Genomic DNA, 14,075 nt, shown 5'->3' on the forward strand with positions numbered 1-14,075 from the left:
GGGGACATGAACTTTTCAGCTTGGTCCATTCGCAATCCGATTGCGCCGCTGCTCGCGTTTTTCCTGCTGATCTATGTCGGCATCCAGTCGTTCTACGCGCTGCCCATCACGCGCTTCCCCAATATCGACGTGCCGATCGTCGCCATTTCGGTGACGCAGAGCGGCGCGGCCCCGGCCGAACTCGAAGTGCAGGTCACCAAGGAGATCGAGGACGCGGTCGCCGGCATCGAGGGCGTCGACGACATCATGTCGACGGTCACCGACGGCAGCTCCGTCACCTCGGTTCTCTTCGAGATCGAAAAGCCGACGAACCAGGCATTGCAGGACGTCAAGGATGCGATCGACCGCATCCGCAGCGATCTGCCGGCCTCCGTCGAGGAACCGGTCGTCACCAAGATCGACGTGGAAGGCCAGGCGATCCAGACCTTCGCCGTCTCCTCGCCCAATATGACGCTGGAAGAGCTGTCGTGGTTCGTCGACGACAAGGTCAAGCGCGCCCTGCAGGGCCAGCCCGGCATCGGCAAGATCGACCGCTTCGGCGGCGCCGACCGCGAGGTGCGCATCGACCTCAACCCGGACAAGCTCGATTCCTTCGGCATTTCCGCCGCCGACGTGAACCGGCAAATCCGCAGCATGAATGCCGATGTCGGCTCGGGCCGCGGCCAGATCGCCGGCGCCGAACAGGCGATCCGCACGCTCGGCGACGCACGCTCCGTCGAAAAGCTCACCAACACGATGATCGCGCTGCCGAACGGCCGTTTCGTGCGGCTCTCCGAGCTTGGCAACATCACCGACACCTATGAGGAGCCGCGCTCCTTCTCGCGCTTCAACGGCAACCCGGTCGTGACCTTCGCGGTCTTCCGCTCCAAGGGCGCCAGCGAAGTGACGGTCGCCGAATCCGTCGCCAAGTCGCTGGAAAAGGTGCGCGCGCAATATCCTGACGTCTCGATCAGCCTGGTCGACGATTCCGTCTACTTCACCTACGGCAACTACGAGGCCGCGCTGCACACGCTGATGGAAGGCGCATTGCTCGCTGTCATCGTCGTCCTGCTCTTCCTGCGCAACTGGCGGGCGACGCTGATCTCCGCCGTGGCGCTGCCGCTGTCGGCGATCCCTACCTTCTTCGTCATGGACATGCTGGGCTTCTCGCTCAACCTCGTCTCGTTCCTGGCGCTGACGCTCGCCACCGGCATCCTCGTCGACGACGCCATCGTGGAGATCGAGAACATCGCGCGGCACATCCGCATGGGCAAGACGCCCTACCGCGCCGCCATCGAAGCCGCCGACGAGATCGGCCTCGCCGTCATCGCGACGACCTTCACCATCATCGCGGTCTTCGTGCCCGTCTCCTTCATGCCGGGCATTCCGGGCCAGTACTTCATCCAGTTCGGCCTCACGGTCGCGGTGGCGGTGTTCTTCTCCCTTGTCGTGGCGCGCCTGATCACGCCGGTCATGGCGGCCTATCTCATGCGCTCCGGCGATGCGGACGGCCATGGCGAGGAGAAGGAAGGCGCCTTCATGCGCGGCTATACCTGGCTCGTCAGCAAGACGACGAGCAAATGGTACGCCCGCTATGCCACACTCCTTGCCGCCATCGTCTTCCTCGTCGCCTCGGTCGGCCTGCTCTTCACCGTGCCCGGCAGCTTCCTGCCGCCGGAAGACGCCTCGCGCGTCGTGCTCTCCGTCGAGCTGCCGCCGGACGCGATGCTGGAGGATACCGACCGCACGACCACGCAAATCTACGATCGCGTCAAGGACATCAACGGCGTGCAGGGCGTCTTCGTGCTCGGCGGTTCCTCGCCGAAGGGCGACCTGGAGCTGCGGCGCGCCTCCGTGACCGTCATCCTCGACAAGCTCGAACATTCGCTCACCCACAAGCTGGTGAACGACGTCGCCGGCAACATTCCGGTGATCGGCGCCTACCTGCCGAAGATCGAGGCGAAGGGCCGCGTGCGCCCGCAGTGGGACATCGAGAAGGAAATCTTCGCCACCCTGCGCGAAATTCCCGACGTACGCATCATCAAGCTCAACGACCGCGGCGAGCGCGACCTGGCGTTTAACCTGCTGTCCAACAACGAGGCGGACCTCAACAACACCGTCGCCGTGCTGGAATCCAAGCTGCGCGCCGATCCGCTCCTGTCCAACGTCAGCTCGGAAGGCTCGCTGCCGCGGCCCGAACTGCAGATCCGCCCGCGTGACGACCGGATGGCCCGCCTCGGCATCACCACGGCGCAGATCTCGGAAGTCGTGCGCGTCGCCACCATCGGCGACATCGATTCCCAGCTGAGCAAGGTCTCGCTCGACGACCGGCTGATCCCGATCCGCGTGCAGGTCGACCGCGGCTTCCGCGGCGATCTCGCCGCCATCCGCAATCTCAAGATCCAGACGGCGGGCGGCCAGTTCGTGCCGCTCTCCACCGTCGCGGATATCGATTATTCGGAAGGCCCGAGCTCGGTGAAGCGGCACAACCGCAACCGCGTCGTCTCCATCGGCTCCGATCTCCAGCAGGGCGTGGCGCTCGACACGGCAACCGCCCGCTTCAAGGAGATCGCCTCCAGCATCGACATGCCGCCGAGCGTGCAGTTCGCCGAGAGCGGCGACGCGGAAATCCAGGCGGAGATGCAGCAGTCCTTCGGCAACGCCATGCTGCTCGGCCTGCTGCTCGTGCTGATGGTGCTGATCCTGCTCTTCAAGGACGTGATCCAGCCCTTCACCATCCTCTTCTCGCTGCCGCTCGCCATCGGCGGCGTGGCGGCAGGCCTCATCCTGACGCAGAACGCGCTCTCCATGCCCGTTCTCATCGGCATCCTGATGCTCATGGGCATCGTGACGAAGAACGCGATCCTGCTCGTCGACTTCGCCATCGAGATGATGCACCACGGCATGGAACGGGTGGAAGCGATGATCGAGGCCGGCCGCAAGCGTGCCCGCCCGATCGTCATGACCTCCATCGCCATGTCGGCCGGCATGCTGCCCTCAGCGCTCGGCGTCGGCGAAGGCGGTTCGTTCCGCTCGCCCATGGCGATCGCGGTGATCGGCGGCATCATCGTCTCGACCGTGCTTTCGCTGGTCGTCGTGCCGTCCTTCTTCCTGATCATGGACGACGTGTCGCGCTTCCTCGGCTGGCTCTTCGGGCGCTTCGTCGGCAAGAAGGACGACGAACTGCTGGCCATGGAGCCGGAGGCCCTCACTCGGCTTGCCGACCAGACCGCGCGAGACGTCAGCGATCTCGAAAAGCGCATCGAGACGCTGGAAAGGAAGAACGGCGAGCGCAAGCCGTTCAGCGTGGTGCACCATTCGCCGCTCGCGGCCGAATAGACGCTGCAGCCGCCTGAAACAAACGGCCGGTCCGGCGAAAGCCGGGCCGGCCGTTTTCGTCTTCTTTGATCGAAATCAAGTAAGACTTCCCCGACCTCGACTATCGTCCTGTCATCGAAATTCGAACGACGCCTGCGGGAGCATGGAGTGAGATCGATGAACAGGCTGATGAAACCCGGTATACGGGAACGCGAGACCCTGCTGAACTCGGGCCTTCTGTCCGCGCTCGGCGTGGAAAGCGTCGCGGCAATGATGGAGATCGCGGTGATCGGCAACCTGCCGGCGCGCCAGATTCTGTTCCGCGAGGGCGAGCCCGCCGACATGCTACATTGCGTGCTGTCCGGCTACATCCGCGTCTACAAGCTCGACCCGGACGGACGGGAAGCGGATGTGGAACTCTACGGCCCCGGCGACCTGATCGGCGCCAGCGTCGTGCTCGATGGCGGCCGCTATGCCGCAACCGCCCAGGCCGCCGAGCCCGCACTGATCGCCCGCTTCGACCTGAAGCGCGTGCGCGAAATCATCAGCCGCCGCCCGGACCTTGCCGTCGCCTTGGCGAACGCACTCTCCGCCCAGCTTTCCAAAGCCTTTGCCAGCCTTGCCAACGACCGCCTGCACACGGCGCCGCAACGCGTCGCACGCTACCTGCTCGGCCATTGCCCGGCGGACGGCAAGGCGGCGAGCTTCCGCCTGCCCTACCAGAAGAGCCTGCTTGCCGGCAGACTCGGCCTTGCACCGGAAGCCCTGTCGCGGGCCTTCTCCATGCTGCGCAGCCACGGCGTCAGCGTGCGCGGCCGTCTCGTGCATATCGGCGATCCCGAAGCCCTCCGCCGGCTCTGAAGAGGTCCGGCCGGCGCGCTTACCTGTCGAGGCGGTCGAGATGGCCGGCGGCGATCCGCGATTCCACCCAGCGCCGCTCGGCGGCGAAGGGGTGCCATTGCCAGCCCTCATGGCCGAAGCCGGCAATGGAGACGCGGTCGCCATCTTCCGCGATATTGTCGAGCACATGGGCAATGACGATCAGACCGGAGCTCGGCACCACATAGGGCGACGGATCGAAGGCCGCGAGCGCGGCATCGAGCTTGCGATGCGCTGTCGCCGGGACGATGCGCAGCCGCTTGCCGGTCGCTTCGGCAAACGTCTTGAAGCCTGCCGTGTAGTCATCGCAGAAATCGTCGAGATCGGGATGGCTGATCGAGAGCGGGCCGCGCATGGCGGCAAACATTTCCGACGTGCGCACGCACCAGATCTCTTTCGCCCACCGCAGCGGTTCGCTTGCCTTCCACCGCCCGCCCGCAAGCATTTCCAGCGCCGGCCGCCCGGTATTGCAAACGGCGATGACATCCGTCCTGTGTCCCCCGGCGCCGGCCGAGCGGCAGAGATTGAAGCGGATCACCATATCGGCGGCATCGATTGGCCCGGCGAACTTCTCGGAAACAGCGCCATTGCCGACGATGACGATCCTGCGCGGCATGGAGCGCCTCAGTCTTCCGTCTCGTAGACGCTCTTCAATTCCGCCGTGCGCTTGCGCGTGAGATCGGCAAGGCAGCCGGAAACCAGCATGGGCTCCATCGAGCCGCCGCGCGCCTCGAAACCCGCCAGCTCGCACTGGCCGTCGCGATAGCCGATCCAGGATCGCTGGGCGCGCTTCAGCGCATCGACGGCGCCAACATATTGTTCGCCCATGTCCTTGTAGTCCGCATCCATCTTCTGCGTCGCTTCCATCGCCTTCTTGTAGGCGGCGTTCAGCTCTTCGTCGGCCTGCGCATAGTCGCGATGCGCGCAGATGTTCAAGTCCATCTGCGCCACGGCATTGTTGCAATCGACCTCCGGCTCCTCCTGCGCCACGGCAAACGAAGCGGGAAGGAGGAGGATGGCGGCGGCAAGAAGGGTGCGGATACGCAACGGCATGTCAGAATTTCCTCATCATGTTCCTGGTGGATGCTTTGGATCGCCGGGCAATCGCGATCGTCACGCCGCTTCAGCCGGCCCGCAGCCTTCGGCCTTCAGCACCCTCTTGGTGGATGCCGGATATTTTACCAGCAAAGCCGCCGGCCGCACCGGCCGGCGCACGAACTCGCCGCCGCAATTGGGGCAGCGATCGCCGAGGACCGTTGCCACGCAATCGGCGCAGAACGTGCATTCGAAGGTGCAGATCATCGCCTCCGGGCTTTCCGGCGGCAGGTCGCGGTCACAGCATTCGCAATTGGGCCTGAGGTCGAGCATGGTCTCACCGGATCGGTTCGGGCACGGTCACGGACGCCATGCCATCAGGAAAGGTCACTTTCATCTGCCTGTGTAAATCATTTCGGCACGGCCTTCCATCACACATCCGCACCGTCAAACCCGTCCGGACTGCGCAGAAGGCGGCACACGAAAAAGCCCGGCACAAGGCCGGGCTGGAACTCGAAGCGGCCGGGCGGCGTGCGTGCGCCGCCCGTTCCGTGAGAACGATTAGTCGTTCTGGACGTAGGTGTACTTGCCGTCGTCACCCTTCTTCCAGGTGTACATGACGTAGTCCGGGCGGGTGATGTCGCCCTTCTCGTCGAAGCCGAGTTCGCCGATGGCCGTCTGGAACGGACCCTTCGACTTGATGGCTTCGGCAACGGCCTGCGTGTCGGTACCACCGGCAGCCTTGGCGCCTTCGGCGATGACCTGTACGGCGGCATAGGCGTAGAGCGTGTAGGCTTCCGGCTCGAAGCCGGCAGCGCGGAACTTCTCGACGAGGTCCTTGGCAGCCGGGTTCTTGCGCGGATCCGGCGCGAAGGTCATCAGCGTGCCGTCGACGGCGTCGCCGGCAATCGAAGCCAGTTCGTTGGAGACGATACCGTCACCCGAGATGAAGGTCGCCTTCAGGCCCTGGTCGGCAGCCTGGCGCTCGATGAGACCGAACTCGGTGTGCAGGCCGCCCCAGTAGACGACCGATACGCCGGCTTCCTTCATCTTGGCGATGAGCGCCGAGAAGTCCTTGTCGCCGACATTGACGCCTTCGTAGATGGCTTCCGTGACGCCGGCTTCGTTTGCCGCCTTCTTGGTTTCGTCGGCAAGGCCCTGGCCGTACGGGGTCTTGTCGTGCAGGACAGCGAGCTTCGCGTCCTTGAAGTTCGCGGCGATGAAGGAGCCTGCTACCGCGCCCTGCTGGTCGTCACGACCGCAGGTACGGAAGGTGTTCCACAGGCCGCGCTCGGTGTAGGTCGGGTTCGTCGAGGCCGGCGAAATCTGCAGCACGCCGTTTTCGGCGTAGATTTCGGAAGCCGGGATGGAAACGCCCGAGTTGAAGTGGCCGACAACGAACTTCACGCCGTCAGCAACGAACTTGTTGGCGACCGAAACGCCCTGCTTCGGGTCGGACACGTCGTCGCCGAGCACGATCTTGATCTGTTCGCCGTTGATGCCGCCGGCTGCATTGATGTCGGCAGCAGCCTGCTCGGCACCCTTCTGCAGCTGTGCGCCGAATGCGGCGTTCGGGCCGGTAATCGGGCCGCCGACGCCGATCAGGATGTCGGCCCAGGCGCTGCCGCTGAACGCGACCATTGCAGCCAAAGCAACAGCCGACATGAGAGACTTCTTCATATTGTTACTCCCAAAATTTATAGCGGGTTGGTTTCAACCGGCCGCAACACCCGCATTCATTGCGCCGATATCGTTATGCCGCGGGCCGGAACCGGCTGCGGAGTTCCCTCTGTTATTTCGACTTCCAGGAAAAGGGCGAGGCCTTTTCATAGAGCCAGTAGTAGTTGTTGGTCATCTGCCGCGTCCGGTAGTAGCGGAAACCGAGCGTAGCAAACAACAAAAGCACCAGCGTGTCCACGACATAGTATTGCACCGTCAGCATGGAGCCGTGGAACAAGGCGTGGTGGACGAAGCGGATCGCGGCGCCCAGCAGCAGGACGTAGACGACCAGCGTGCCGTAGTTCTGCCAGTTCTCCGCAACGCTCTTGCCGGTGCGCCAGGCCGTCCAGCCGCCCATGATGACGGTGATGAACAGGAACTGCCAGACTGACGGTTCTTCGTAGAGAATTCCCTGCATCTTAAATACTCCCCTCGACCGTCCTCAATGCCGTCCGCCTTCGAGATAGGCGGCGCGCACTTCCGGGTTGGCCAGAAGTTCCTTGCCCGAACCGCTCATCGTCACCTGGCCGTTGACCATCACATAGGCCCGGTCGGAGAGTTTCAGCGCGGCGAAAGCGTTCTGCTCGACGAGGAACACGGTCAGGCCCTGCTCCTGGTTCAAGACCTTGATGGCGTCGAAGATCTGCTTGACGATCAGCGGCGCAAGGCCGAGCGACGGCTCGTCGAGAAGCAGGAGCTTGGGACGGGCCATCAGCGCGCGGCCGATGGACAGCATCTGCTGCTCGCCGCCCGAAAGCGTGCCGCCGCGCTGCGCCTGGCGCTCCTTGAGGCGCGGGAAGAGCGTGAAGATCTTTTCCACGTCCTCGTTGAAATACTTCAGATTGTCGAGGCTCGCGCCCATCTGAAGGTTCTCGTAAACAGTCATGCGCGGAAAGATGCGGCGACCCTCGGGCGACTGCGCGATGCGGCGGCGGGCGATGAGATGCGTCGGCTGGCGGGTGATGTCCTCGCCGTCGAAGATGACGGAGCCGGTACGCGCCTGCGGGCTGCCGCAGATCGTCATCATCAGCGTCGACTTTCCGGCGCCGTTGGCACCGATCAGCGAGACGATCTCGCCCTTCTTCACTTCGACATTGACGCCGGCGAGCGCGCGGATATTGCCGTAATAGGTTTCCACGCCCTGGACGCTGAGAAGCGTATCGCTCATTCCTGCGACCCTCCCTGCGTACCGTCGTTTTCCGCGATCACCTCGATTTCCTCGATCACCTCTTCGACCTCATCATCTTCGACACCGAGATAGGCCGCGATAACCTTCGGATCGTTCTTCACATGGTCCGGCGTGCCGTCGGAGATCTTCTGGCCGTATTCGAGCACGACCACGTGGTCGGAGATCTCCATGACGACCGACATGTCGTGCTCGATGAGCAGGATCGACGTGTTGCTGTCGTTGCGGATCGAGCGGAGCAGATCGTTGAGCGCTGCCGATTCGCGCGGGTTGAGGCCGGCGGCAGGCTCGTCGAGGCAGAGGAATTCCGGCCCCGTGCACATGGCGCGGGCGATTTCCAGACGCCGCTGCGCGCCGTAGGGCAGATCGCCCGCCGGGTCGTCGGCACGCTCGACGAGGTTCGCCTTCTCCAGCCAGTACTTGGCGATATCGATCGATTCGGCCGCCGCCTTCTTGTAGGCGGGCATGCCGATGAGGCCGAGGATCGTATAGCCGGACGCCTTCATCAGCATGTTGTGCTGGGCGACGAGCAGGTTTTCCAGAACCGTCAGGCCGGAAAACAGCCGGATATTCTGGAAGGTGCGCGCCACCTTCGCATCGCGGTTGACCTCGAAGTCGGTCATGCGTTCCAGCAGGAACTCCTTGCCCGCCTTCTGGCGCATGGTGATCATGCCCATGGTCGGCTTGTAGAAGCCGGTCACGCAGTTGAACACCGTGGTCTTGCCGGCGCCGTTCGGGCCGATCAGCGCCGTGATCTCGCCGCGATAGGCTTCGAAGGAGAGGTCGTTGATGGCCATGAGGCCGCCGAAACGCATCGAGAGATGCTCGACCTTGAGGATGGGATCGCCCGTCATCGTATTTGGCGTCATCGTGTTCGTCGCTACCGTATTCGTTCCGAGGGCCATCAGCCGTGCCCTTCCTTGGTGAAGCTGCCGGAGACCGCCTTGCGTTCCCGAAGGAAGGCGGTCGGCTCACGGCTGCCGACGAAGCCGCGCGGCTTCCAGACCATGACGACGACCATGGCGAGGCCGAAGATCAGCATGCGGTAGAGTTCCGGCGTGAAGTCCGGTCCGAAGACCGCCTTCAGGAACTGCATCTCGCGCAGCAGCTCCGTGCCGCCGACCATCACCGCCGCGGCGACCGCGATGCCGACCAGCGAGCCCATGCCGCCGAGGACCACGATGGCCAGGATGATCGCCGATTCGAGGAAGACGAAGCTCTCCGGCGACACGAACCCCTGGCGCACCGCGAAGAAGGAGCCGGCAAAGCCGCCGAACATCGCGCCGATGGAAAAGGCCGTCAGCTTGGTCGTCACCGTGTTGATGCCGAGCGAGCGGCAGGCGATCTCGTCTTCGCGCAGCGCTTCCCAGGCGCGGCCGATCGGCATGCGGCGCAGGCGGATCGTCACGTAGGCGGTGAGCAGCGCCAGCGCCAGGATGAGATAAAAGAGGAAGATCTTGTAATAGGCCGAGGACATCGGCAGGCCGAAGACCTTGGCGAAATTGTTCGGCGCGCTGACGTCGAACGACCAGATGCCGAAGACCGAGGCCTTGGGAATGCCCGAGACGCCGAAGGTGCCACGGGTCACTTCCGTCCAGTTGATCAGCACGAGGCGGATGATTTCCCCGAAGGCGAGCGTCACGATGGCGAGATAGTCGCCCTTCAGGCGCAGCACAGGGAAGCCGAGGATCATGCCCCAGAAGGCTGCCAGGATGCCGGCGAGCGGCAGCAACACCCAGAAGGAGAAGCCGAACTGCTGCGAAAGCAGCGCGTAGGAATAGGCGCCGACCGCATAGAAGGCGACGTAGCCGAGGTCGAGCAGACCGGCAAGGCCGACGACGATGTTGAGGCCCCAGGCCAGCATCACGTAGATGAGGATCTGGATGCCGAAATTGTCGACCCATTTCAGCGAGCCCTGCACGCCGAAGAGCATGACCATCAGCGGCGGATAGATGAGCAGCGCGGCAATGGCGATCTTGCTGAAGTTGCGCTTGAAGAAACTCTCTTCCGTCTCCGCGGCCGTTGCCGGGGCGGCGGCCTTACGGGCGGCCATCCAGGGGCGCAGATAGGCGACGGTGAGGAAGCGGCCGACGGCGGCGACGATCACGAAGATCGCCAGCAGCCCCCAGCGCTGGTTCAGCACGAGCTCGTTGCGGATGTTCTGCGTGGTCTCGAGACCGACGAAGAGAACGAAGAGGCCGAGCGAGACGAGGCCGGCGAAAACGCCCTCGCGCAGAGCCCGCGCCGTCAGGTTACCGCCGGCGCTCTCAGACGTGTTGGAAATGTTGGACATGAAATCAAACCTTCTCGACTTCCGGTCGTCCGAGAATGCCGGACGGCTTGAAGATCAGGACGATGGCGAGGATGGAGAACGTCGCGACGTCCTTGTAGTCGATGGTGAAGTAGGCGGACCACAGGCTCTCGATGAGGCCGATGAGCATGCCGCCGAGAACCGCGCCCGGCAGCGAGCCGATGCCGCCCAGGACCGCGGCCGTGAAGGCCTTGACGCCCGGGATGAAGCCGTCGGTGAAGACGGTCACGCCGTAATACATCAGGTACATGGTGCCGGCGACGGCGGCGAGCGAGGCGCCCATGATGAAGGTCACGGAGATCGTCCGGTCGACATCGATGCCGAGCAGCGCCGCCATCTTGCGGTCCTGTTCGGTCGCGCGCTGGGCGCGGCCCAGCGAGGTCTTGTTGACGATGTACCAGAACGTCGTCAGCAGGATGACGGTCAGCAGCATGATGATGATCTGCTTGAGCGAGATCGCGATGCCGAAGACGTTGTAGACCGAGGAGACCAGCGGCGGGATCGGCTTGTTGCGCGGGCCCTGCGTGACCTGGATGAAGTTCGAAAGGGCGATCGACATGCCGATGGCGGTGATCAGCGGCGCGAGGCGGAAGGAACCGCGCAGCGGCCGGTACGCCACCTTCTCGATCGTCCAGTTCCACAGCGATGCGGTGAGCATCGCCGCGGCGATCATGACCAGCAGCAGCAGGACGACCGGAAGGCCGACGAACACGCTCGTCAAGACGAGGAAGGTGATGAGAGCGGCAAATCCACCCAGCATGAAGATATCGCCATGGGCGAAATTGATCATGCCGATGATGCCATAAACCATGGTGTAGCCAATGGCTATCAGACCATAAATCGAGCCAAGCGTCAGCCCGTTCACGAGCTGCTGGACGAAATACTCCATATATATAATCCCCCGGATGCAGTTCCCTGAGGGCCGCATCTCTTGTTTTTGTCGCTCTTTTTTCGAGCTTGTTTGGACAGGGGGATTCCATACCGCTTTCGATACAAAAAGGAAGCCCAAAAAGCCGGGATCGACAATTTCTTTAGCGAGAAGCGTTAAATGACATAATTAACGCCACGGAAACCGAAAAATCGGCAGGAAAAGCAGCACTTTTGTGCAAAATGCTGCACCCGGCCGCAAAGGCGATGTCCCGATTTGAAACACCGCCCTTGCAATGTGAATCAGGTCAGCCGCGCATTTTCGCGCCGGAGGGGTCGAAAAGCGGTTCGGCCTGCAGATGCGCCGTCAGCATTTCACCGAGAAGCTCGATCGACCAGCCGGTTTCGACGTCCGCGATCTCCCTCGGCACATAGCCGAGCGCGACGGAAACGCCCGCGGCATGGGCATAGCCGCCGGACGTCACCCAGCCGCGCACTTCGCCGTCGAGATAGATCGGCTCGTCGCCGATTACGTCCGCGTCCCTGGCCGCGACGACGAAGGTGCGCAGCCGCAGCGTGCCGCCCGAACCCCGCTCGGCCGTCGCCGCCGCCCTGCCGATGAAATCGGCGTCCTTTCGAACGGCCACGAATCGCTCCAGCCCCGCTTCGAGCGGCCCGTAGAGCGGGCGGTATTCGCGCGACCAGCTCCCGTAGGATTTTTCGAGGCGGAGCGCGTTGAGCGCCCGAAGGCCGAAGAGGCGGATGCCGAATTCGGCGCCGGCCTCCAGGATGAGGTCGTAGAGATAGCGCTGGTGCTGCGGCTTCATCCAGACCTCGTAGCCGAGATCGCCGGTATAGCTGACGCGCCCGACGATGGCCGGCGCCATGCCGAGGTCCATCCTGCGCACCGCCATGAAGGGAAAGGCGCCGGTCGAAAGATCCTGGTGCGTCAGTTTCTGCAGCACGTCCCGCGCCTTCGGGCCGGCGATGGCGAGGCCGACGAGCGCGAGGTTCAACGCTTCGAGCGTCACCGAGCCGTCCTGCGGAAGATGCCTTTCGAACCAGCGCATATGATAGTCTTCGGCAATGCCGGAGCCGATGAGCAGGAAGTCCCCCTCCCCGAGCTTCGCAAGCGTGAAGTCGCCGATGAGCTTGCCGTCATCCTTCAGCATCGGCGCGAGCGTCATGCGGCCCGTCGCCGGCATGCGGCAGGTGAGCAGCCGGTCGAGCCAGGCCTCCGCGCCCCTGCCCTTCACCGCATATTTGGCAAAGCCGGAGGTCTCCATCAGCCCGACGCTCTCGCGCACGGTCCTGGCCTCGGCACCGACCGTCTCGAAGTCGGTAGAGCGGCGCCAGGAGAAATGGTCCTCGACGCCTTCGGGCGCGAACCAGAGCGCCTGCTCGAGGCCGTAGGACGCACCGAAGACCGCGCCGGCGTCCTTCAGCCGGTCGTAGATCGGCGTCGTCAGCAGCGGACGGGCGGCCGGCAGTTCCTCGTTCGGATAGCGGATCGAGAAACGGCGCGAATAGTTCTCGCGCACCTTGGCATTGGTATAGGCGAGCGTCGCATAGTCGCCGTAGCGGGCAACATCCATGGCGAAGACATCGAAGCCGGGATCGCCGTGGATCATCCAGTTGGCGAGCGCAAGGCCGACGCCGCCGCCCTGGCTGAACCCGGCCATGACGGCGCAGGCCGACCAGAAGTTCGTCATGCCGCGCACCGGGCCGACGAGCGGGTTGCCGTCCGGCGAGAAGGTGAAGGGCCCGTTGATCACCTTCCGGATACCGGCCTTGTTGAAGGCGGGGAAGTGGCGGAAGCCGACCTCCAGTTCCGGCGTGATCCGCTCGATATCCTCCTCCAGCAGCTCATGGCCGAAATCCCAAGGCGTCGTCAGCGGCGACCAGGGACGGCAGGCCTTTTCATAGGTGCCCATCAGCATGCCGTTGCGCTCCTGCCGGAGATAGATTTCCCCGTCGAAGTCGACGCAATGCATCAGCTCCTTTCCGCGCGTTTTGTTGAACTCGATGACCTCGGGCATGTCCTCGGTGATGAGATACATGTGCTCCATGGCGAGGACGGGCAGTTCCAGCCCCACCATGCGGCCGATTTCGCGCGCCCACAGGCCGCCGCAGTTGACGACGTGCTCGGCGACGATCTCGCCCTTGTTGGTGATGACGCGCCAGCTTCCGTCCTCGCGCTGCACGAGGTCTTCCACCTTGGTGTGCAGGTAGATCTCCGCGCCGTTCTTCTTCGCCGATTTCGCATAGGCATGGGTCGTGCCGTAGGGATCGAGATGGCCCTCGACCGGATCGAACACCGCGCCGACGAACTGGTCGGGATCGATGAGCGGCATCAGGTCATGGGCTTCCTTCGGCGTCAGGAGATGGGCGTCGAGGCCCATGTAGCGTCCCTTGGCGAGGATCGACTTCATCCAGTCGAAGCGTTCCTTCGTCGCCGCCAGCATCATGCCGGAGGTCATGTGCAGGCCGATGTCCTGGCCGGAATAGTCCTGGATCTCCTTGTAGAGCTCGACCGTGTATTTCTGCAGCTTGGCAACGTTGGGATCGCCGTTGATCGTGTGCATGCCGCCGGCCGCATGCCAGGTGGAGCCGGAGGTCAGCTCCGAACGCTCGACCAGCACGACATCGGTCCAGCCGAACTTGGTGAGATGATAGAGGACGGAACAGCCGACGACGCCGCCCCCGATGACGACGACCCTTGCATGGCTCTTCATGGAAAACTCCGGCTTTCAGCGGGTTGACGGGAATGCACTGCTGCGG

The 14,075-nt window shown here is 63.7% G+C and carries 12 protein-coding genes; 2 read left to right on the forward strand and 10 right to left on the reverse strand.

Going from position 1 to position 14,075, the window contains the following annotated elements:
- The first annotated feature begins 6 nt into the window (after positions 1 to 6).
- A complete protein-coding gene (locus Q9316_RS13950) occupies positions 7 to 3,318 on the forward strand; it encodes an efflux RND transporter permease subunit (RefSeq protein WP_306032203.1) in 3,312 nt (1,103 codons plus the stop codon).
- Between the two features lie 168 nt (positions 3,319 to 3,486).
- Positions 3,487 to 4,158 carry a Crp/Fnr family transcriptional regulator gene (locus Q9316_RS13955; protein ID WP_306032204.1) on the forward strand — a complete coding sequence of 224 codons (672 nt, stop codon included), beginning with the start codon at positions 3,487 to 3,489 and terminating at the stop codon, positions 4,156 to 4,158.
- Positions 4,159 to 4,177: 19 nt separating this feature from the next.
- Here Q9316_RS13955 and Q9316_RS13960 read toward each other — a convergent pair whose 3' ends face one another.
- The 10 genes from Q9316_RS13960 to Q9316_RS14005 all read right to left on the reverse strand — a co-directional run bounded on the left by Q9316_RS13960 (position 4,178) and on the right by Q9316_RS14005 (position 14,029).
- On the reverse strand, positions 4,178 to 4,792 hold the full coding sequence (locus Q9316_RS13960) for a Urease operon accessory protein (RefSeq protein WP_306032205.1): 615 nt from the start codon (positions 4,790 to 4,792) through the stop codon (positions 4,178 to 4,180).
- Between the two features lie 8 nt (positions 4,793 to 4,800).
- Positions 4,801 to 5,217, reverse strand: a complete 417-nt coding sequence (locus Q9316_RS13965; RefSeq protein WP_371878006.1) for a lysozyme inhibitor LprI family protein — start codon at positions 5,215 to 5,217, stop codon at positions 4,801 to 4,803.
- 72 nt (positions 5,218 to 5,289) lie between these two features.
- Positions 5,290 to 5,544 (reverse strand): DUF1272 domain-containing protein, encoded by a 255-nt coding sequence (locus tag Q9316_RS13970; protein ID WP_306032207.1) that lies wholly within the window; start codon positions 5,542 to 5,544, stop codon positions 5,290 to 5,292.
- A gap of 228 nt (positions 5,545 to 5,772) precedes the next feature.
- Entirely contained in the window at positions 5,773 to 6,891 is a 1,119-nt protein-coding gene (locus Q9316_RS13975) for a branched-chain amino acid ABC transporter substrate-binding protein (protein WP_306032208.1), read from the reverse strand.
- A 112-nt stretch (positions 6,892 to 7,003) separates the two neighbouring features.
- The gene (locus Q9316_RS13980; RefSeq protein ID WP_306032209.1) at positions 7,004 to 7,348 is read right to left on the reverse strand and encodes a DUF6867 family protein; all 345 of its coding nucleotides are present in this window, start codon (positions 7,346 to 7,348) and stop codon (positions 7,004 to 7,006) included.
- A 24-nt stretch (positions 7,349 to 7,372) separates the two neighbouring features.
- A complete protein-coding gene (locus tag Q9316_RS13985; protein ID WP_306032210.1) occupies positions 7,373 to 8,098 on the reverse strand; it encodes an ABC transporter ATP-binding protein in 726 nt (241 codons plus the stop codon).
- Complete coding sequence (locus tag Q9316_RS13990; protein WP_306032211.1) at positions 8,095 to 9,021, reverse strand: ABC transporter ATP-binding protein; 927 nt, start codon at positions 9,019 to 9,021, stop codon at positions 8,095 to 8,097. Before Q9316_RS13990 ends, Q9316_RS13985 begins: the two co-directional genes overlap by 4 nt.
- Positions 9,021 to 10,409, reverse strand: a complete 1,389-nt coding sequence (gene livM, locus Q9316_RS13995) for a high-affinity branched-chain amino acid ABC transporter permease LivM (protein ID WP_306032212.1) — start codon at positions 10,407 to 10,409, stop codon at positions 9,021 to 9,023. The genes Q9316_RS13990 and livM overlap by 1 nt, the downstream gene beginning before the upstream one ends.
- A 4-nt stretch (positions 10,410 to 10,413) precedes the next feature.
- Complete coding sequence (locus Q9316_RS14000) at positions 10,414 to 11,316, reverse strand: branched-chain amino acid ABC transporter permease (RefSeq protein WP_306032213.1); 903 nt, start codon at positions 11,314 to 11,316, stop codon at positions 10,414 to 10,416.
- A 286-nt stretch (positions 11,317 to 11,602) separates the two neighbouring features.
- Positions 11,603 to 14,029 (reverse strand): GcvT family protein, encoded by a 2,427-nt coding sequence (locus tag Q9316_RS14005; RefSeq protein ID WP_306032214.1) that lies wholly within the window; start codon positions 14,027 to 14,029, stop codon positions 11,603 to 11,605.
- Positions 14,030 to 14,075 lie beyond the last annotated feature (46 nt).

The organism is Shinella zoogloeoides, assembly GCF_030733845.1.
GTDB lineage: Bacteria > Pseudomonadota > Alphaproteobacteria > Rhizobiales > Rhizobiaceae > Shinella > Shinella zoogloeoides_C.